Source organism: Devosia sp. J2-20, from assembly GCF_055808475.1.
Genome location: NZ_CM147870.1, coordinates 3,530,796 through 3,548,306, shown reverse-complemented (window position 1 = coordinate 3,548,306; position 17,511 = coordinate 3,530,796). Strand labels below are relative to the sequence as shown.

The following is a 17,511-nucleotide window of genomic DNA, read 5'->3' as shown; positions in this document are numbered from 1 at the left end:
GACGCTGCGGATCGCACCCAAAATAAAGTCGCCCGCATACTGGCGACTCTGCCGCCCTCCCGTTAATTTGATGTACGTACGTCTGGGAGGAATGCACGCATGAGCGGCAAGCGCTTGGGTATCGGTTTCATCGGTACAGGCAATATTTCATCGGCCTATTTGCGGGCTATCACCGGTCACGAAGCCATGGCGGGCTTCCCTGTCCTCGATATCAAGGGTCTGGCTGATATGCGCCCCGAGGCGGCCCAGGCTCGTGCCGCCGAATTTGGCCTGCCATCGATGTCGATTGACGCCATGCTGGCCGACCCTGAGGTGCAACTGATCGTCAATCTGACCATCCCGCGCGCCCATGTCGAAGTCGGGCTCAAATGCCTGGCTGCCGGCAAGCACGTCTATTCCGAAAAGCCGCTCGGCATCACCTATGGCGAAGGCCGCACCCTGCTCGATGCTGCCAACAAGGCAGGCCTGCGCATCGGCTCGGCACCCGACACCTTTCTGGGTGGCGCGCATCAGCAGGCGCGCAGCGTCGTCGATAGCGGCGCGCTGGGTCAGCTGATCGGCGGCACCGCTTTCTTCCAGTGCCCCGGCCACGAAAGCTGGCATCCTGATCCAGCCTTCTACTACGATATTGGCGGCGGTCCCGTCCTGGATATGGGCCCCTATTACATCACCGATCTGGTCAATCTGCTGGGCCCGGTTGCCCGGGTTTCGGCGATGAGCTCGCGTCTGCGCGCCGAGCGCATGGTGACTTCCGAGCCCAAAAAGGGGCAGGTCATGCCCGTCAAGGTCGACACCCACGTCACCGGTTCGCTCGGTTTCGCCAATGGCGCCATCGTGCAGGTCGGGCTCAGCTTTGACGTGGCCGCGCACAAGCATGTGCCACTTGAACTCTATGGCACCGAGGCCAGCTTGATCGTGCCCGATCCCAATTTCTTTGGTGGCGATGTCGAATTGCGCAAGCGCGGCCGTGACGAGACCTGGACGCCAATTCCGGTCACCGAGCCTTTCGCCGATGGCAATTATCGCTCGCTGGGCGTGGCCGACATGGCCCATGGCATTCTCAACAACCGGCCGCATCGCGCCAATGGCGATCTGGCGTTGCACGTGCTCGAGGTCATGGAAGCCTTCGCCACTGCCGCGCGCGATGGCCGCACCATCGATATCAAGACACCTGTCGAGCGCCCCGAACCGCTCGCCACCTCGCTGCACAATGGCACATTGAGCTAACGGGCCGCCGCCGGGGTGACAGGACAGACCGCGCCGGGTTAAGCACGGCGAACTCAATCGTCACCCCGGAAGCCCATGATCAGCCAATTGCCCACCATTGTCAGCTTCTGGCATGGCCCGATGAGTTGGCTCGAAGAGCTTTCGATTGCCTCGTTCCGTCGTCAGGGCCATCCGGTCGAAGTCTATTCCTTTGATCCCATCGATGGCCTGCCAGCCGGCGCGATTGCCCGCGACGCGGCGGAGGTGCTGCCGCGCGACAAGCTGGTGTTCTATAAGGGCAAGGGCACACCGGGTGTTTTTTCAGACTATTTCCGCATGGCGGTGCTCCGGCAGGGACGGGGCATTTATGCCGATCTGGACGTCTATTGCGTCCGACCCATCCAGGGCCCGCCTGACTATCTGATGGCCTATGAGCGGCCCGGCTCGATCAATGGTGCCGTGCTGCACATTCCGGCCGATGCGCCACTGCTCGATGATCTGATCTCGATCTTCACCGACACCGAGCGGCCCCTGCTCGAGCCGCATCTGCCGCTGTTTCGTCGGCTCGAAGTCGCTGGCCGTCGCCTGCTCGGCGAAAAGATCGCGCCCGAGGACATGCAATATGGCGCCACCGGCCCCATGGCGCTGACCCACTATATGCGCCAGCGCGGACTGGACCATCTGGTGCGCCCGGCCAGCGCGCTCTACCCCATTCCCTATGAGGGCATACCGGCACTGATGCTGCCCGGCTCCTCGATTGATCCCGCCATTAGCGAGGACACGCTGGCCGTCCATCTCTGGCGCAGCCAGCTCACGCGACGCGGCCGGGCCGACATGCCACTGCCCGAGCGCGGCAGTGCGCTGTGTACCCTGTGCCAGCGTGAGGGCGTTGTGCCGCGCTAGCTGCTATTTGAGCCGCAACAGCTTTTTCCACCAGCGCGCCCAGCGATGGCGGGCGAAGCGATAGAACAGCGCATTGGTCATCACGTGGCGATACCAGCGCGCATAGGCGCTAGTCCGTAATATGCCTGAGAGAATCCCCCACGGCTTGTTGACCCCGGTATAGTGCAGAATGGCCGGGTTCATACCCTCATGGGCGACATGGGCATCAATGGTGTTCCAGCGCCAGGGCAGGGGCAGCCAGCGGTCCTTGAAGATCAGATTGAGCATGTCCTGATCATAATACAGCCGGCTCATGATGCCGCGCGCGGCGATCGCCCTGACCTCGGCGCGTATGTCGATGGCCCGCCAGGCGGTCAGATCGATCAGCAGCATGCCTGAGTTGAAATAGGGATCGGCGGTTTCAAACAGATCGCGGTTCTGCTTCATGTCGCGTTTGCCCACGATGAAGGGATGGATGGAATCGCGCACCGCGGCCAGCGGGTAGCCCGCCATATCCATCCCGAACAGGTCTTCGATCGGGTCGCGCACCATCATGTCGCAATCGAGATAGATCACGCGCGTGACATCGGCCGGCAGCAGGCTGCCAACCAGCAGGCGCCCATAAACCACCTTTGGCCATTGGGTGCTGCTGGGCAGATCGGCTACGAATTCCGTAAACTCGGCATCCTCTGCCAGATTGTACCAGCGCAGGCTGGCCCCAAACTCGGTTTCGATTTCCTTGAGATCATGCACATGCGGTGCGCTTAGCGGCAGATGCAGCAGGTGAAACACCAGATCCTTGCGGCGATGCGTCGCCACGCAGGCCGAGCGCATCAGCGCATAGGCCGGCGCCCAGAAATTGTCATCAAAGGTCAGCGCTATATGGATCGGCGTGCTGGTCAAATCGTCTCTCCCCGGCGCAATCGGCGGGGACAATGTCGTCTGGGCTGCAAACCGTCAACCGCCCGGCCACCGCAGGCGCTTCCCTACCAGCGCAGCGTCAGCGCTGCAGCCGTGGCGGGGTTGAAATGCAATGTCACCTCGGTGTCCTGGTCGGGGTCATGCACCCCCTCGCGCGACTGCCGCTGCAACAGCGTGATCGTCCTGGCCTCGGCATCGGCGCCCAAATAGCGGTAGTCGAAGCAATCAATTGTTGTATCGGCGGCGGTGGCGCCGATCTCGGCCTTCAGGTCGTGCAGCGCGCGGCCGCCGATTATGCTGCCATCAGCCCGCTTGATGGCGCGAATAGTGGGCAGCCAGTCCACACCGGTCTCGCAGATCATACGCCCGTCCTCAAAGCGGCCGGTATCAATAAAGGCGATCTCGACAGCTTCGCTCCAGGCATTGCTGATCTCGAACTGGGCGCCGTCCGCATTCACATCAAGGTAGATATCGGACCAGGCGCAGCTAGCGGCTTGCTGCACATAGCACCAGCGCTCGCTGGCCTGCATCAACACCACCAGATCAGCCGTCTGCACCGGCTTGCCGGACTTCTGCAGATCGACAATGGCCTGCGTGGCAGTGTCAAAAGCAAAGGCGGTCGGGCTCAGCATCGCGCTCAGCGCCAGACCCACAAACAAACGCTTCATGCATCCTCTCCCAGTGTCAGCATGATCCGAGCATAACACCCCGCTGCCGCCACGAAAACGCCGGCCCTGCCAACAGGGTTGACAGGCCGATTGTATTGTAACAATAAAAGTTACATGAAACGATCAAGCCGCCTGTCACTCGCCCTGCATGCTCTGGTGCATCTCTATCACCAGCCCGATACGGCCATGACCTCAGCCACGCTGGCGCAATGCCTGATGACCAACCCGGTCGTTGTGCGCCGGGTGCTGGGTGAACTGCGTGAGGCGGGTATTGTCAGCGCCGCCAAGGGCCGCGAGGGCGGCTGGCGTCTGGCGCAGCCTGCAGACCAGATCAGCCTGCAGTCCATTCATGCCGCCATGGGCGAAAGCCTGTTGATCCGCACCCAGAGTGATCCCGGCGATGAGCACTGCGCCATTGTCCGCGCTGTTGACGGTGTCATGGGCGAGTTTATCGCCGATGCCGAAGCTCTGTTGGCAGCGCGCCTGGCGCGTGTCTCGCTGGACGATATCGCCCGCCAGGCGGGTCCCTATCCCCTTCATCCGCCCCACGGAGAAAACGCTCATGCACAATGATGTCCTGATCGTCGGTGGCAGTTTTGCCGGCCTTGCCGCCGCACTGCAGCTTGGACGCGCGCGCCGCAAGGTCACGGTTCTCGATACCGGTCTGCCGCGCAATCGCTACGCCGCCCACTCCCATGGCGTGCTGGGCCATGACCACAAATCCCCCGCCGAAATTCTTGGTGCCGCCCGCGAACAACTGGCTCGCTATCCCACCATCGAGCTGATCAATGCGCGCGCGACCAATGCCAGCGGCACCCTTGATGATTTCGCCGTCACCACGCAAAGCGGCCAGATCCATTATGCTCGCCGGCTGCTGCTCAGCTATGGCGTGGTCGACCAGTTCCCCGCCATGCCTGGCTTTGCCGATTGCTGGGGCAAGTCGGTGATCCCATGCCCGTATTGCGACGGGTTTGAGGTGGCTGGTCAGCATTGGGGCTTGCTCTATTCCGGCCCGCATTCGCTGCACATGGTGCAGCTTTATGGCGACTGGACCGATAGGATCACCCTGTTCGCTGACGGCCACGCCATCGACGCACATGCCCGTGCTGATCTCAAGCGTCGCCATGTCAGTCTGGTCGAAGGCAAGGTGACAGGTTTGCACCACGATAACGGCCAGATCGCCGCTGTTCGGGTGGACGATACCCGCGATGTAGCGGTCGATGTGCTGTTCGCGCATCCCCACAATGCGCCAGCGGGGGACCTGCATACCGCCCTAGGCCTTGAACTTGAGGATGTCGGGCTGGGCGCGGCCCTTAAGGTCGACGATACGCGCCAGACCAGCCTCCAGGGCGTCTATGCGGCAGGCGATCTCGCCAATCCAATGGCCAGCGTCACCCTCGCCACCGCCCACGGTGCCATGGCCGGCATCTTCGCGCAGCGCTCCATGCTCAGCTAACCGGAACAGGGGCGCGCAACGACCTTGCGCAGACGACAGAATAGCTCTAGCTTGTTTAGAACCATTCTAATGAACAGAGCGTCATGTTCTCCATCCTGCCTGATAATCGCCGCCCCTTTTCCGAGCTTTCCGAGCGCGAAATTCTCTCCCTGGCGGTCTCCGCCGAGGAGGAAGACAGCCGCATCTATACCGAGTTTGCCACCCGGCTTGCCGCGACCTATCCCGGCTCGGCCTCCCTGTTTCAGGGCATGGCGGCCGAAGAAAACGAGCATCGTCGGCAATTGCTTGATCTCTATGTCTCCCGTTTTGGGGAACATCTGGTGCCGATCCGCCGTGAGCATGTCCGCGGCTTCCTGACCCGCAAGCCACTCTGGCTGATGAAGACCATGACGCTTGAAGCGGTCCGCCAGCAGATCTGGGAGATGGAAGAGAGCGCCTATCACTTCTATCTCGAAGCGGCAAAGCAGGCGACCGACGCCAATATCCGCAAACTGCTTGGCGATCTGGCCGAACAGGAGCGCAAGCATGCCCAGGCCGCCGACCGCATCGATGCCGATGTGCTCGGTGAGGGTGGGCGCGACACTGAAAAAAGTGAGGCCCACCGCCAGTTCGTGCTGACCTATGTGCAGCCGGGCCTGGCCGGTTTGATGGATGGCTCGGTCTCCACTCTGGCGCCAGTATTTGCCGCGGCCTTTGCCACGGGCGACACCCATCAGACCTTCCTTGTCGGTCTGGCTGCCGCCGTTGGTGCCGGCATTTCCATGGGCTTTACCGAAGCGGCCTCCGATGACGGCAAACTCACCGGCCGCGGCTCGCCCATCAAGCGCGGCTTTGCCGCCGGCATCATGACGGCCATTGGTGGTCTGGGGCATGCATTGCCCTATCTGATCCACGATTTCGCCATCGCCACCACCATCGCCATCATCGTCGTGCTGGTTGAACTCTGGGCCATTGCCTGGATCCAGAACCGCTATATGCAGACCCCGTTCTGGCGCGCTGTGCTGCAGGTGGTTTTCGGTGGTTCGCTGGTATTTGCCGCGGGCATTGCCATCGGCATGGCATGACCACGCTCTTGCTGCAGCGCCATCACTATCGGGCCGCAGACGGGACGGCGCTGAGTTATCGCAGCGCGGGTCCCGCCAGGGCAAGGCCATTGTGTTGTGTCATGGTCTGGCGGCGGGTGGCCGTCAGTTCGACGCTGACGCCGGCCATTTTGCCGGGCAGGGCTATCGCGTTCTGGTACCCGATTTGCGCGGCCATGGCCAATCTAGCACCCCGACCACACGCCTTCCCGGTGACTTTGCCATCGCCACCATGGCCGATGATATGGCGGCCATGCTCGACCACGCCGGCATCGATCAGGTGCACTGGGTCGGCAATTCCCTTGGCGGTATTGTCGCGCTTGATCTGGTCGGGCGCCAGCCGCAACGGTTTGCCTCGCTCGCCCTGTTCGGCACCGCCTTTGCGCTCAAGCTGCCGCCCGGCCTGGGTGGCGTGTTTCCCGCGCTGTATCGCGTGCTGGGCCGCAATCTGCTGGCGCGCGTCACCGCGGCCAATACCACCCGCCACACGCCGGCCAGACCGTTGATCGCCGACATGGCGCGGGCCTTTGATCCACACGTGGGCGCGGCCATCACTGCCCATGTCCGGCGCTATGATCTGCACGACAATGCGCTGAACTATACCGGCCCGGTACTGGTGCTGGTTGGCGGCCGCGACACTGCCGTCAATCTGGCGCTGCGGCCTTCCCTGCAGCGGCACACCCCGCGACCCAACTGGACCATTGTCGAGCTGCCCGAGGCGGGTCACTGCGCCAATCTTGATGCCAGTGAAGCCTGGCGTACCGCCTTGACGGGGTTCTGGAACGCTAGCGCTTTAACCGCAGCATAGGCGCTGCCCTGGGCCGTCCGCGCAGCCACAGATAGCCGGTCGTGGCCAGAGCCACCCCGATAACGATCAGCGATGGCGTCCAGCCGGCATCGGCGCCGAACAGCACGGCATGCATGCGCCGTCCCGGCAGAAAGGTGAAGGCGCCGGCCAAGAGCAACCCGCCGACATAGGTCCCCCGCATTGCCGCCCTGTGCGCCACCACATCCCGATTGACGATGATGGCCCACATGCCCTGAGCGATCCCCACATAGGTCGTGATCACAAACAGATGGATCGGACTGAACGGTCCGATCATCCGGATATCGTTGATGAACAGCGCGCTGGTCGCCACCACCAGCATCAGCACGACCCAGCTCCGCCCCAGCGCCTTGTGCAGTTTGGTGCCCTTGTCCCGCCACAGTACAAGGGCCCCGATCAGGAAGGCGGCAATAGCGGTACTGGCGTGGATCTGAACAGCGGGGCCGGCTTCAAGCAGGGGGGCGAGCGACATGGGAAATCCTCTTCGATGACTTGCCCTGTCTCCTGCGACCGTTAGATTGGCGCGGCAACGGCGCCTGCCCCAATGGAGCTTTCAATACGTGAACGACGGCCCCCTGCATTTCACGCTGCGTAGAACGCAGGCCCATTTCAGCAATGGACGGACCTGGCTCGGCATTGCGCTGGTAGGGGCGCTGATCGGTCTGGTTGGCCCGTTCAATACCTTTCAATATGTCTCGGTGCTGCCGCGTCTGCTCTATTGGTTCGCTATCGCTGCGGGCAGCTACGCCATCGGCTTTTGCTGCGCCATCTTCTTTGAGGCGTGGCTGGGTCGGGGGCCGCTGTGGCGCCATTTCCTGCTCACCGGCCTGTTGCCCGGCATCCCCATTGCGCTGTTTGTCATTGTCATCAACCTGCTCACCTTCGGCCCCACGGGCGGCGAGTTGATCGGTCTGGCGACGCTGCTGGTCTATTGCCCGCTCATAGCGCTGGGCATCACGGTGGCCTCCCATGTGCTCGGTGCCGGCGCAACCGCCCCGCTGAGCCGGCTGAGCAGGCCGCGCCTCCTGCCTTGCTGGCGCGCCTGCCCCATGCCACGCGCGGCCGGTTGCTGCACCTGGCGGTGGCGGATCACTATGTCGATGTCACCACCGACAAGGGCCATGAACTGGTGCTGATGCGGCTCTCCGATGCCATCGCCGAAACCGCACCCCAGCCAGGCTTGCAGGTGCACCGCTCCCACTGGGTGGCGCTCAATGGGGTCAAGCGCGGGCTGCGCCAGTCCGGCAAGCCGATGCTGGAACTCGAAAATGGCACGCTGGTGCCAGTCAGTCGCAGCTATCTGCCCGCGGCCCGCGCCGCCGGCCTGTTGCCTTAACTCTTGGTTGTTTCGGCCAGCCGGTTTTCCACGATCATCCCGACATCGGCGCATTCGCGGGCGATCTCGGCCACGAAATCAGCAAGCATGACCCGCTCCAGCGCGGCGGTGGAACGCACCACCATGGCAGTGTCGCGATGCAGCGGCTCGAAATTGGTCGGCGCGATCTCCACCAGCCGCCCCGCAGCCACATCATCGGCAATGGCCGAGCTGACAAAAAAACCCAGTCCTTCGCCCTTGATCGCCAGCCGGCGCGCCGGCCCGGTGGGCAGTTCCACGCTGGTCTTGGCCAGCCTCACCAGAGCGGCCGCCGTTTCCGGTTCTGCCTGCCACCAGCGCAGCGAAATCACCCGGGGCACCAACGCCAGCACCTCTTCAATGCTCGGCGTGGCCGGCAGGCGCGCGGCGATCTCGGGCGACACCACCAGCGGCACGCGCTCGCGCATTACCAATAGGGGCACCAGATCAACCACGAGCGGGTCGATATTGGGCCAGCACAATATGCCCATTTCCACGTCGCGCTCATGCAGCATGGCCGCGATCTGCGATTGGCGGCCTTCATTAACCACCACATCAACGCCTGGATATTTAGCCTGAAACCGCAGCAAGGGTTCGGTGATCAGCGGCGTCACCAGACTGCGCAGCGAGGCGATGGCGATCCGCCCGCGTTCAACCCGCCGCAGCGCCTCGCGCCCCTCTTGTGCCGTACCGATAATACGCCGGGCATAGGGCAGAAAGGTCATGCCCTGATCGGTCAGCGTCACCGTGCGACCGCGCCGGAACAGGGTCACCCCCAACAGCCCCTCCAGCGCCCGCATCCGCATCGACGCCGTCGCCTGGGTGATGTTGAGGTGAGCCGCGGCGCGCGTGAAACTCTGTTCCCGCACAATTCGGTCAAAGGTTCTGAGCTGGTCGAGGTCCATCGGTCCGCCTTATCCCGGTGTCCACACAGTTCGATTATTCAAGCCTAGCATTGGCTTATCCAATGCGGAACCCAAGCAGCCATGCGTCAGAATGACCGCTGCCTTGACGCTCTGGGCCGCACCAGCCAGCTTGGCCACATGCGCCCTGATTCGCTGAGTAAACCGCAATGACCTGGCTCGCTGAAACTGCCATGTTGAGCCATGGCTGGCGGCGTTTTCTGCTGCTTTTGATCGCCGGCGCGCTGGCTGGCCTGTCCGTGCCGCCGCTGTTTGTGCTGCCCGCGCTGTTCATTGCCTTCCCCATCTGGATCTGGAGCCTGGATGGCGCCGAGACCACGCGGGGTTGGCGCCGCCTGTTTGGTCCGGCCTTTTCCATCGGCTTCGCCTTTGGCTGGGGTTATTTCATCGTCGCCTTCCATTGGCTGGGCGCCGCCTTTTTCGTCGACGGCGGCGTCATGCTGGCCATCATGCCGTTCGCCATCCTGGCGCTGGCCGCCATGATCGCCGTGTTCTGGGGTCTCGCCAGCGCCGCCGCGCATCTGCTGTGGTCCCATGGCCCCTGGCGTGTCGTCACCCTGGCAACATTCCTCACCATTGCCGAATGGGCGCGCGGCCATGTCCTGACCGGCTTCCCCTTTGATCTGCTCGGCTATGCGCTGACCCCCAATGACGAGATGATGCAGATCACCTCGGTCATCGGTATTTACGGGCTCACCCTGGTCGCCGCCCTGATCGCCATGACCCCCGCGCTGATCTGGCCCGCCGATGAGCGTAGCCTCAGCCGCCGCCTGCTGCCCTTCTTTATTGCCGTGGCCGTCATCGCCGGCCAACTCGGCTATGGGCACAATCGTCTGGCCAATACGGTCGTGACCGAACGCACCGATACCGCCATGCGGCTGGTGCAGCCGCTGGTCTATGAGCATGCCGACTGGAGCAATGCCGATCCTGTCGCGCTGATCGATCGCCTGCTGATGCTCTCGGACATGCGCATGGACCCCAACGATCAGGGACTGGCCGATATCGATCTTCTGGTCTGGCCCGAATCCAGCCTGCCGTTCTTCCTGTCCACCTATCCCGAGGCATTGGCCCGCATTGCCCGTCTGCTGCCCGAAGGCGCAACCCTGCTCGCGGGTGCGCCCCGTCAGCAATATGAGCCGGGCTCCACCTTGGCTTCGGCCCCGCCCTTCAATGCGATTCTGGCCATCGACACCAATGGCGAAGTCATCGCCAGCTATGACAAATCCCATCTGGTGCCGTTTGGCGAATTCCTGCCCTTTGGTCCCTTCTTTGCCCAGTTGGGCATTAAGCAGTTCGTGCCCGGCGCCGAGGGTTGGAGCCATGGCGATGCCCGCCGTCGCCTGATGAGCCTGCCCAACACGCCCAGCCTGTTGGCGCTGATCTGCTATGAGATCCTGTTCTCTGGCGATCTGGGCGACGCGGCCAATGCCCAGTTTCTCTTCAACATCACCAATGACGCCTGGTTCGAAGCCTCCATCGGCCCGGCCCAGCATGCCCATCACGCCCGCGTGCGTGCCGTCGAAGAGGGCATGAGTTTGATCCGCGCGGCCAATTCCGGGCTGACCTTTGCCACCGACCCGCTCGGTCGTGTCACCGCCCAGCTCGCGCCACTGCAAATGGCCGCGCTTGATGTCAGCCCTTATGAGCGCCTGCCCGCCACACCCTTCGCCCAGTTGCGCTACTGGCCCCTGCTCGTCGCCCTGCTGCTCGGACTGGGCCTCTCGGTTCTGGTGCATCGCCGCCGAAAGCAGCCACTCTAGGCTGCGCGGTGGCCTGCCCAGCCTTTCCAATGCCTTGATGCTGTGGCATCAGGGATAGAACCTATTTTGCGAGACCTTTCATGGCTATCCGACTGCACCGTGGCGACTTGCCCAACCTGTCCAATTATGACGGGCGTGAAGTGGCCATCGACACCGAAACCATGGGCCTGAACCCCCATCGCGACCGCCTTTGCGTGGTCCAGCTGTCGCCCGGCGATGGCAGTGCCGATGTGGTCCAGATTCCCCAGAATGCCAGCGAAGCGCCCAATCTGGTCAAGCTGCTCGCCGACCCCAGGGTCACCAAGATTTTCCACTATGCGCGCTTTGATGTCGCCGCCTTGCGCAATCGTTTTGGCGTGGTCACCGGCCCCATCTATTGCACTAAGATCGCCTCCAAGCTGGTCCGCACCTATACTGATCGCCATGGACTCAAGGAGCTGGCGCGCGAACTGCTCAGCGTGGATCTGTCCAAGCAGCAGCAGAGCTCGGACTGGGGCACCGACAAGCTCAGCGAAGCCCAGCTCGAATATGCCGCTTCCGACGTGCTCTACCTGCACGATCTCAAGCGGCATCTGGATCGCATGCTGGCCCGCGAAAACCGTACCGAGATCGCTCAGGCCTGCTTTGAATTCCTCAAGACGCGCAGCGAACTTGATCTGCTCGGCTGGAGCGAAACCGACATCTTTGCGCATAGCTGATGGCGGCAGCGGCGATGAACCTGCAGGCCGACGCCGCTCAGCGCCAGGCCATCTACCGGCGCCTGGAAGCCCGCAATCGTATTGTGGCGATCCTGCGCGTCGGCGTGCCTGCTCTGGGCGTGTTGGTTCTGGTGTCGCTGCTCGGCCAGATCTATGTCTCGAGCCTGACCAGCCGCTTCGGCGTCGGGCGCATCGAAGTCACCCGTGACAGCGTCTCCATCGAGACTCCGGAATATTCCGGGGTGCTGGACAACGGCACCACCTATCGCGTCTGGGCGGAACAAGCACAGGCCTCGATTGATGCGACCGACCAGATCGCCTTGACGCAGGGCATCCTGTCCATGGTGCGCACCAATGGCGTGGAAACTCGCATCAATGCCCGTCACGCCATGCTCGATACCGGCGCCGAGACCGTAACCATCGTCGGGCTCGCAGAAATTGCCGAATCCACCGGCACCACCGGCACCATTATTGATTCTGTTTTTGATTACGCCACCCAGACTCTGGTCGGGCGCGGCGCCGTCCATATCGATTATGCCGATGGTTCGACCCTGGATGGTGTGGGCATGACCTATGACGCCACCCAGGCGGTCTGGACATTCTCCAATGCGAACGTCACCCTGCCCTCTACGCCCGGATCCGACACACCATGATGCTGCGCACGTTCGCTTTCCTTGCCCTGGCCATGCTGGCCGGCCCGGCCTTTGCCCAGCAAAAGGTCAACATCACGGCTGACCTGTTCAGCATTGATGAGGCGACCAGCACCGCCGTGTTCACTGGCAATGTCGTGGTTGTTCACCCCACGGTGACCGTTTGGGCCCCCAAGGTTGTCGCCACCTACGGCGCGGGCGGCACCTCCGACATCAAGACCTTCGAAGCCACCGGCGACGTCAAATTGGAAACCTCCGAACAGACCGCTACCGGCCAGCGCGCTGTCTTCACCCCCGGTGATCAATTGCTGCGCCTGACCGGCAACGTGATCGTGGTCAATGAGGGCGGTACCGTCAATTCCGATGAACTGGTGGTCAATCTGGCGACCAATGTCTCCACCTTTACCAGCGGCCAGAATGGCCGGGTCACCGGGATTTTTACCTCGCAATGACCGATCCGCAAACCAAGCCGCGTCTCGACCAGACCGGATGGCTGGTCGCCCACAGCCTCGCCAAGAGTTTTGGCAAGCGGGTCGTGGTGCGCGATGTGTCCATTGCCGTGCGGCGCGGCGAGGCCGTTGGCCTGCTCGGGCCCAATGGCGCAGGCAAGACCACGGTCTTCACCATGATCATGGGTCTGGTCAAACCCGATGCCGGCTCCATCCAGCTTGATGGCCGCGCCATCACGCACCTGCCGCTGTTTCAGCGCGGTCAGCTCGGGATTGGCTATCTGCCGCAGGAGCCCTCGATTTTTCGCGGCCTGACCGTCAGCGGCAATATTCTGGCCGTGCTGGAAAATCACGTCAGTGGCCGGGCAGCCCGCAAGGCGCGCCTGAATTCGCTCTTGGAGGAATTCTCCATTCAGCATCTGGCCAAGGCCAATGCGCTGGCGCTTTCAGGCGGCGAACGCCGTCGCGTTGAACTGGCGCGCGCTCTGGCGGCCGACCCCGCCTTCATGCTGCTCGATGAACCCTTTGCAGGTGTGGACCCCATTGCCGTGGCCGAGGTCAAAGGCCTTGTGCGCCAGCTCACGGAACGGGGCATTGGCGTGCTCATCACCGATCACGCCGTGCGCGAAACCCTGGGTCTGGTCGATCGGGCCTATGTCATCCACGGCGGCAAGGTGATGATCCAGGGTCGCCCCGACACCATCAGCGCCGATCCCGATGCACGCCGTGTCTATCTGGGCGAGAATTTCCAGATCTGACGTAACAGCGCCGTGATCTGACTTGGCACGGATTTTGCCGCCAACCTTGTTCGAGGCGCGATTTTCAGGCATGGTCCGCGCTGGGAAGCGGCCGTTTTTGGTCGAATTTGCGCTAGAGGTCTAAGCTGAATGGCTCTTTCGCCGCGTCTTGAATTCCGTCAGGCCCAAAGCCTGACGCTGACGCCGCAACTGATGCAGTCCATCCGTCTGTTGCAGCTCAGCCATCTTGAGCTCAACAACTTCGTTGAGGATGAACTGCTGCGCAATCCGCTGCTCGAACGCGAGGACGGCGCCGAACCCGCCGACGCCGAGCCCGGCGAAGCCGTTGAACGCTCCACCGAAATCACCGCTTACGAAGACACCGTTGATCGCGGCGACCGCATTCAGGATGCCGATTCCATCGCTGATGGCTATGATACCGCCGTCGAGAATGTCTTCCCCGATCAGAGTGCCCAGGATCAGCTTAACCCCGCCAGTCGGCTTGATCGCAATGGCGCCAGCGAAAGCGGCGAAGCGCCCGACATCGATCAGTTCGTCGCCTCGCGCCCGGTGCTGAGCGAGCATCTCGAAGCCCAGTCCAATCTCATTCTGCGCACCGCTGCTGACCGGCTGATCGCGCGGCACTTGATCGATGGCCTCAATGAAGCGGGCTATCTCGCTATTGATCTCGATGCCCTGGCCGAACAGCTGGGCGCCGAAATGGGCGACATTGAAGCTGTGCTCGAGGCGCTGCAGGGCTGTGACCCGGTTGGCGTATTTGCCCGGTCCGTCCCCGAATGCCTGGCCATTCAGCTGCGCGAGCAGGACCGTCTTGATCCCATGATGCTCAAACTGCTCGATAATCTGGCCATGGTCACCGAGCATGACAAGATCGGCCTGATGCGCGCCATTGGCTGCGACCGCGAAGATCTGGCCGACATGCTGGCCGAATTGCGCAATCTGGATCCGCGCCCCGGCCTGGCCTTCGACAGCGGCCCGGTCGAGACCGTGGTGCCTGATGTATTTGTCCGCCGTGGCCCCGATGGTGCCTGGCAGATCGAGCTCAACAGCGAGGTGCTGCCCCGCGTTCTGGTCAATCGCGTCTACTACGCCACGGTCACCAAGCAGACCCGGGCGCCAGCTGAAAAGAGCTTCCTCTCCGATTGTCTGGCCACGGCCAACTGGCTGACCAAAAGCCTCGATCAGCGCGCCCAGACCATTCTCAAGGTGTCAGCTGAAATCGTGCGCCAGCAGGATGGTTTTCTGACCCACGGCATCGCCCATCTCAAGCCCATGACGCTGCGCATGGTGGCCGAAGCCATCGACATGCACGAATCCACTGTCAGCCGGGTGACGGCCAACAAATACATCGCCACCCCGCGCGGCCTCTATGAAATGAAGTATTTCTTCACTACCGCGATCGCCTCGAGCGATGGTGGTGTCGATCATTCTGCCGAAACGGTACGCCATCGCATCAAGCAGCTCATCGATGCCGAACTGGTCACGGCCGTGCTCAGCGATGACACCATTGCCGACATGCTCAAGCAGGAGCAGGGCATCGATGTCGCCCGCCGTACGGTCGCCAAATACCGCGAGGGGATGAACATCCCGTCCTCGGTCATGCGGCGGCGTCAGAAGAAGAATGAGCAGCAAATGGCCTGAGGTACTGCGCCGGGCGAATTCGCTCGCGTAAGTTAAGGCTATTTTCGGGCGAAGTCCAAAACATAAACAAACCAGATCGGGGGTTTGCGCATTGCACCGGTGGCGCGCGCAGGTCTAGCATCATGGTGGTCGCATGCCCATATCAATGGGGTAGGCGGCAGGCGTGATCCCGAAAACCGGGAACGGCTTTCGGAGATCCTCGCGTCGCACAACGACAAGAAGGAAAAGAAGCCATGACCTTACGCGTTTCGGGAAAGAACATGGATGTCGGCGAAGCTCTCCGCGGTAAAGCCGAGGACCACTTCGACGCCGTCGTCGGCAAGTATTTCGACGGTGGCTATGACGGGCATCTAACCCTCACACCCGATGGTATCGGTTTCCGCGCTGATTGCGTGGTTCACCTTGATTCCGGCGCGACCCTGCAGGCCAGTGCCCAGGGCGGTGAACCCACGGCCGCCTATGAAGTCATGGCGCTCAATATCGAAAAGCGTCTGCGCCGCTACAACCGCAAGCTCAAGCAGCACCGCCGCGGCGTCAATGGCGGCGATCTGACCGCCCAATATACCGTCCTCGATTCGGGATCACAGTTTGATGAGCTCGATGCCGACTACGCGCCACCGGTGATTGCCGAGAGCACCAAGAGCCTGCGCCAGCTCAGCGTCGAAGAAGCTGTGATGGAACTGGACCTTACCGGTAGCCAAGTCGTGATGTTCCGCCATGCTGGACATGGTGGGCTGAATGTGGTCTACCGCCGCACCGATGGCAATATAGGCTGGATTGATCCGGCCTTGGGCGCGAATTAACCCGCGCCAGCGCCACATCTAGCGAAGTTGATCTCAAGGCGATTTGAATGGAATTGGCCGATATTCTGGCTGAGCGCGCCGTGCTGTTCTGCACGGACATAACAGCAAAAAGCCAGCTATTCGAAGTTCTTGCTGAACGTGCTGCTGAACTGACCGGGCACCCCAAGGCTGAACTCCTCGATGCCATCACTGGCCGCGAGGAACTTGGCTCGACTGGCCTGGGCAATGGCATCGCGATTCCGCATGGCAAGATTGCCGGCCTGAACGGCGTTACCGCGCTGTTTGCCCGGCTTGAACAGCCTATCGAGTTCGACGCTGTCGACGATCAACCGGTCGATCTGGTGATCATGTTGCTGGCCCCCACCGGGGCCGGCGCCGATCATCTCAAGGCCCTCTCGCGCGTGGCCCGTTTGCTGCGCACCGAGTCGGTGGTTGAGGATCTGCGCCGTCTCAGCGATCCGGACCGGCTGCATGCCGTGCTGACCGAACCACTGGCCACGCACTACGCCGCCTGATTGGCTGCCCATGAATCACAAAAGCCCTCCGGCGCGCAGTGCCGGAGGGCTTTTTCATGTCGTGCGAAAATTGGTGGGCTAGTGCAGCGTGGCCAGGCCCAGATTGGTTTCGCCAAGCCACTCGCTGACCGCATCGGCCGTGTCGGTCACCAGCAGCGGTGTGCCATCGGCGGACATCAAAAGCTGATATTCGGCTGACGCCTCGAACTCTGCGTCAGTAATCAGTGTGCCCAGCACGGCGCCAGTCACGGGTCGCAGATACGCAACCGCATCGCCGCCCAGCGCCGCGAACTGCGCGCGGGTCAGGTCCTTGAGCGGATGAATGACGTGATCTGCTACGGCCTCGTCGTTTCTTTTTTCATACATAGTGTCGGCCCTTTCCTCAGACTGAGCGAATTTCGATACGGCGGGCAACCTTGGTCGTCAGCGGGCGCTCGATAGCAATAACGAGCATACCATGCCCTAAAGTTGCATCCTTGACGATCATTCCGTCGGCCAGCAGGAACGAGCGCTGGAATTGCCGTGCGGCAATACCCCTGTGCAGGAACTCGCGTCCCGCCTCATCCTGCTGCTTGCCACGCACCACGATCTGGCTGTCTTCAGCCATCACGTCCAGCTCATGAGCGCCAAAACCGGCAACGGCGATGGACACCAGAAACTGCTCGGTGCCCTGCGCATCAACAGTGCGCTCGATATTATAGGGCGGATAGCCGTCGGCGGATTTGGCCAACCGATCGACACGCTCCTCAAAACTGTCAAAGCCGAGGAGAAATGGGGCGGAAAACACCGAAATACGCGACATACAAGCCGTCCTTGATCGTCAAGCAACGTACCAACGCGCGACCCGATTGCAGTGGCATCGCGCGTCTGCAAGAAATATGGGACCTGGAGCGCGCGCCGTTCAAGGTCAAGGAATTCG

The 17,511-nt window shown here is 62.2% G+C and carries 21 protein-coding genes and 1 pseudogene; 16 read left to right on the top strand and 6 right to left on the bottom strand.

Annotation, left to right across the window (positions count from 1 at the left end; translation table 11 throughout):
• Positions 1-99: 99 nt before the first annotated feature.
• Together AC0L37_RS17610 and AC0L37_RS17605 are read left to right on the top strand one after the other, a co-directional pair.
• Positions 100-1,227, top strand: a complete 1,128-nt coding sequence (locus AC0L37_RS17610) for a Gfo/Idh/MocA family protein (RefSeq protein WP_282222476.1) — start codon at positions 100-102, stop codon at positions 1,225-1,227.
• A 75-nt stretch (positions 1,228-1,302) separates the two neighbouring features.
• Positions 1,303-2,109 (top strand): glycosyltransferase, encoded by an 807-nt coding sequence (locus AC0L37_RS17605; protein WP_282222477.1) that lies wholly within the window; start codon positions 1,303-1,305, stop codon positions 2,107-2,109.
• 3 nt (positions 2,110-2,112) lie between these two features.
• Here AC0L37_RS17605 and AC0L37_RS17600 read toward each other — a convergent pair whose 3' ends face one another.
• Positions 2,113-2,991 (bottom strand): glycosyltransferase family 8 protein, encoded by an 879-nt coding sequence (locus AC0L37_RS17600; RefSeq protein ID WP_212660231.1) that lies wholly within the window; start codon positions 2,989-2,991, stop codon positions 2,113-2,115.
• 83 nt (positions 2,992-3,074) lie between these two features.
• Positions 3,075-3,677, bottom strand: a complete 603-nt coding sequence (locus AC0L37_RS17595) for a hypothetical protein (RefSeq protein WP_282222478.1) — start codon at positions 3,675-3,677, stop codon at positions 3,075-3,077.
• 114 nt (positions 3,678-3,791) lie between these two features.
• Here AC0L37_RS17595 and AC0L37_RS17590 point away from each other — a divergent pair, with 114 nt between their 5' ends.
• The 4 genes from AC0L37_RS17590 to AC0L37_RS17575 all read left to right on the top strand — a co-directional run bounded on the left by AC0L37_RS17590 (position 3,792) and on the right by AC0L37_RS17575 (position 7,023).
• The gene (locus AC0L37_RS17590; protein ID WP_282222479.1) at positions 3,792-4,250 is read left to right on the top strand and encodes an RrF2 family transcriptional regulator; all 459 of its coding nucleotides are present in this window, start codon (positions 3,792-3,794) and stop codon (positions 4,248-4,250) included.
• Positions 4,240-5,133, top strand: coding sequence for an NAD(P)/FAD-dependent oxidoreductase (locus AC0L37_RS17585; RefSeq protein ID WP_282222480.1), 894 nt, complete (start codon positions 4,240-4,242; stop codon positions 5,131-5,133). The genes AC0L37_RS17590 and AC0L37_RS17585 overlap by 11 nt, the downstream gene beginning before the upstream one ends.
• Before the next feature lie 83 nt (positions 5,134-5,216).
• The gene (mbfA, locus tag AC0L37_RS17580) at positions 5,217-6,197 is read left to right on the top strand and encodes an iron exporter MbfA (RefSeq protein ID WP_282222481.1); all 981 of its coding nucleotides are present in this window, start codon (positions 5,217-5,219) and stop codon (positions 6,195-6,197) included.
• Positions 6,198-6,288: 91 nt separating this feature from the next.
• Positions 6,289-7,023 carry an alpha/beta fold hydrolase gene (locus tag AC0L37_RS17575; protein ID WP_473313568.1) on the top strand — a complete coding sequence of 245 codons (735 nt, stop codon included), beginning with the start codon at positions 6,289-6,291 and terminating at the stop codon, positions 7,021-7,023.
• Here AC0L37_RS17575 and AC0L37_RS17570 read toward each other — a convergent pair.
• Complete coding sequence (locus AC0L37_RS17570; protein WP_282222483.1) at positions 7,001-7,513, bottom strand: DUF2306 domain-containing protein; 513 nt, start codon at positions 7,511-7,513, stop codon at positions 7,001-7,003. The two genes, AC0L37_RS17575 and AC0L37_RS17570, sit on opposite strands and share 23 nt — an antisense overlap.
• Before the next feature lie 88 nt (positions 7,514-7,601).
• Here AC0L37_RS17570 and AC0L37_RS17565 point away from each other — a divergent pair, with 88 nt between their 5' ends.
• On the top strand, positions 7,602-8,177 hold the full coding sequence (locus tag AC0L37_RS17565; protein ID WP_473313565.1) for a hypothetical protein: 576 nt from the start codon (positions 7,602-7,604) through the stop codon (positions 8,175-8,177).
• Positions 8,123-8,377 (top strand): LytTR family DNA-binding domain-containing protein, encoded by a 255-nt coding sequence (locus AC0L37_RS17560; RefSeq protein WP_473313563.1) that lies wholly within the window; start codon positions 8,123-8,125, stop codon positions 8,375-8,377. The genes AC0L37_RS17565 and AC0L37_RS17560 overlap by 55 nt, the downstream gene beginning before the upstream one ends.
• Here the strand turns inward: AC0L37_RS17560 and AC0L37_RS17555 are convergent.
• Positions 8,374-9,300, bottom strand: a complete 927-nt coding sequence (locus AC0L37_RS17555; RefSeq protein WP_212660239.1) for a LysR family transcriptional regulator — start codon at positions 9,298-9,300, stop codon at positions 8,374-8,376. The two genes, AC0L37_RS17560 and AC0L37_RS17555, sit on opposite strands and share 4 nt — an antisense overlap.
• Before the next feature lie 167 nt (positions 9,301-9,467).
• Between AC0L37_RS17555 and lnt the strand changes: the two genes are divergently transcribed.
• The 8 genes and pseudogenes from lnt to AC0L37_RS17515 all read left to right on the top strand — a co-directional run bounded on the left by lnt (position 9,468) and on the right by AC0L37_RS17515 (position 16,592).
• The gene (lnt, locus tag AC0L37_RS17550; RefSeq protein ID WP_282222485.1) at positions 9,468-11,078 is read left to right on the top strand and encodes an apolipoprotein N-acyltransferase; all 1,611 of its coding nucleotides are present in this window, start codon (positions 9,468-9,470) and stop codon (positions 11,076-11,078) included.
• Between the two features lie 80 nt (positions 11,079-11,158).
• The gene (locus tag AC0L37_RS17545; RefSeq protein WP_282222486.1) at positions 11,159-11,776 is read left to right on the top strand and encodes a ribonuclease D; all 618 of its coding nucleotides are present in this window, start codon (positions 11,159-11,161) and stop codon (positions 11,774-11,776) included.
• Positions 11,776-12,429 (top strand): LPS export ABC transporter periplasmic protein LptC, encoded by a 654-nt coding sequence (locus AC0L37_RS17540; protein WP_269371723.1) that lies wholly within the window; start codon positions 11,776-11,778, stop codon positions 12,427-12,429. Before AC0L37_RS17545 ends, AC0L37_RS17540 begins: the two co-directional genes overlap by 1 nt.
• Positions 12,426-12,878 (top strand): LptA/OstA family protein, encoded by a 453-nt coding sequence (locus AC0L37_RS17535; protein ID WP_473313556.1) that lies wholly within the window; start codon positions 12,426-12,428, stop codon positions 12,876-12,878. The genes AC0L37_RS17540 and AC0L37_RS17535 overlap by 4 nt, the downstream gene beginning before the upstream one ends.
• Before the next feature lie 23 nt (positions 12,879-12,901).
• Positions 12,902-13,633: pseudogene (lptB, locus tag AC0L37_RS17530) on the top strand (LPS export ABC transporter ATP-binding protein); the annotation flags it as partial.
• A gap of 129 nt (positions 13,634-13,762) precedes the next feature.
• Complete coding sequence (gene rpoN, locus AC0L37_RS17525; protein WP_473313554.1) at positions 13,763-15,274, top strand: RNA polymerase factor sigma-54; 1,512 nt, start codon at positions 13,763-13,765, stop codon at positions 15,272-15,274.
• Between the two features lie 233 nt (positions 15,275-15,507).
• Positions 15,508-16,077 (top strand): ribosome hibernation promotion factor, encoded by a 570-nt coding sequence (locus tag AC0L37_RS17520; protein WP_212660246.1) that lies wholly within the window; start codon positions 15,508-15,510, stop codon positions 16,075-16,077.
• 47 nt (positions 16,078-16,124) lie between these two features.
• Complete coding sequence (locus tag AC0L37_RS17515) at positions 16,125-16,592, top strand: PTS sugar transporter subunit IIA (protein WP_212660247.1); 468 nt, start codon at positions 16,125-16,127, stop codon at positions 16,590-16,592.
• Positions 16,593-16,670: 78 nt separating this feature from the next.
• Here the strand turns inward: AC0L37_RS17515 and AC0L37_RS17510 are convergent, their stop codons facing one another.
• Entirely contained in the window at positions 16,671-16,958 is a 288-nt protein-coding gene (locus AC0L37_RS17510) for a DUF1150 family protein (protein WP_269371717.1), read from the bottom strand.
• A gap of 16 nt (positions 16,959-16,974) precedes the next feature.
• Positions 16,975-17,394 carry an Hsp20 family protein gene (locus AC0L37_RS17505; protein ID WP_212660249.1) on the bottom strand — a complete coding sequence of 140 codons (420 nt, stop codon included), beginning with the start codon at positions 17,392-17,394 and terminating at the stop codon, positions 16,975-16,977.
• Positions 17,395-17,511 lie beyond the last annotated feature (117 nt).

Excerpts from the sequence above, each read along its gene's own strand:
- AC0L37_RS17570 (WP_282222483.1), bottom strand. The coding sequence starts at position 7,513 with ATGTCGCTCGCCCCCCTGCTTGAAGCCGGCCCCGCTGTTCAGATCCAC.
- rpoN (WP_473313554.1), top strand. The coding sequence starts at position 13,763 with ATGGCTCTTTCGCCGCGTCTTGAATTCCGTCAGGCCCAAAGCCTGACG.
- AC0L37_RS17605 (WP_282222477.1), top strand. The coding sequence starts at position 1,303 with ATGATCAGCCAATTGCCCACCATTGTCAGCTTCTGGCATGGCCCGATG.
- AC0L37_RS17585 (WP_282222480.1), top strand. The coding sequence starts at position 4,240 with ATGCACAATGATGTCCTGATCGTCGGTGGCAGTTTTGCCGGCCTTGCC.
- lnt (WP_282222485.1), top strand. The coding sequence starts at position 9,468 with ATGACCTGGCTCGCTGAAACTGCCATGTTGAGCCATGGCTGGCGGCGT.
- AC0L37_RS17540 (WP_269371723.1), top strand. The coding sequence starts at position 11,776 with ATGGCGGCAGCGGCGATGAACCTGCAGGCCGACGCCGCTCAGCGCCAG.
- AC0L37_RS17590 (WP_282222479.1), top strand. The coding sequence starts at position 3,792 with ATGAAACGATCAAGCCGCCTGTCACTCGCCCTGCATGCTCTGGTGCAT.
- AC0L37_RS17535 (WP_473313556.1), top strand. The coding sequence starts at position 12,426 with ATGATGCTGCGCACGTTCGCTTTCCTTGCCCTGGCCATGCTGGCCGGC.
- AC0L37_RS17505 (WP_212660249.1), bottom strand. The coding sequence starts at position 17,394 with ATGTCGCGTATTTCGGTGTTTTCCGCCCCATTTCTCCTCGGCTTTGAC.
- AC0L37_RS17610 (WP_282222476.1), top strand. The coding sequence starts at position 100 with ATGAGCGGCAAGCGCTTGGGTATCGGTTTCATCGGTACAGGCAATATT.
- mbfA (WP_282222481.1), top strand. The coding sequence starts at position 5,217 with ATGTTCTCCATCCTGCCTGATAATCGCCGCCCCTTTTCCGAGCTTTCC.
- AC0L37_RS17595 (WP_282222478.1), bottom strand. The coding sequence starts at position 3,677 with ATGAAGCGTTTGTTTGTGGGTCTGGCGCTGAGCGCGATGCTGAGCCCG.
- AC0L37_RS17515 (WP_212660247.1), top strand. The coding sequence starts at position 16,125 with ATGGAATTGGCCGATATTCTGGCTGAGCGCGCCGTGCTGTTCTGCACG.
- AC0L37_RS17545 (WP_282222486.1), top strand. The coding sequence starts at position 11,159 with ATGGCTATCCGACTGCACCGTGGCGACTTGCCCAACCTGTCCAATTAT.
- AC0L37_RS17510 (WP_269371717.1), bottom strand. The coding sequence starts at position 16,958 with ATGTATGAAAAAAGAAACGACGAGGCCGTAGCAGATCACGTCATTCAT.
- AC0L37_RS17520 (WP_212660246.1), top strand. The coding sequence starts at position 15,508 with ATGACCTTACGCGTTTCGGGAAAGAACATGGATGTCGGCGAAGCTCTC.
- AC0L37_RS17555 (WP_212660239.1), bottom strand. The coding sequence starts at position 9,300 with ATGGACCTCGACCAGCTCAGAACCTTTGACCGAATTGTGCGGGAACAG.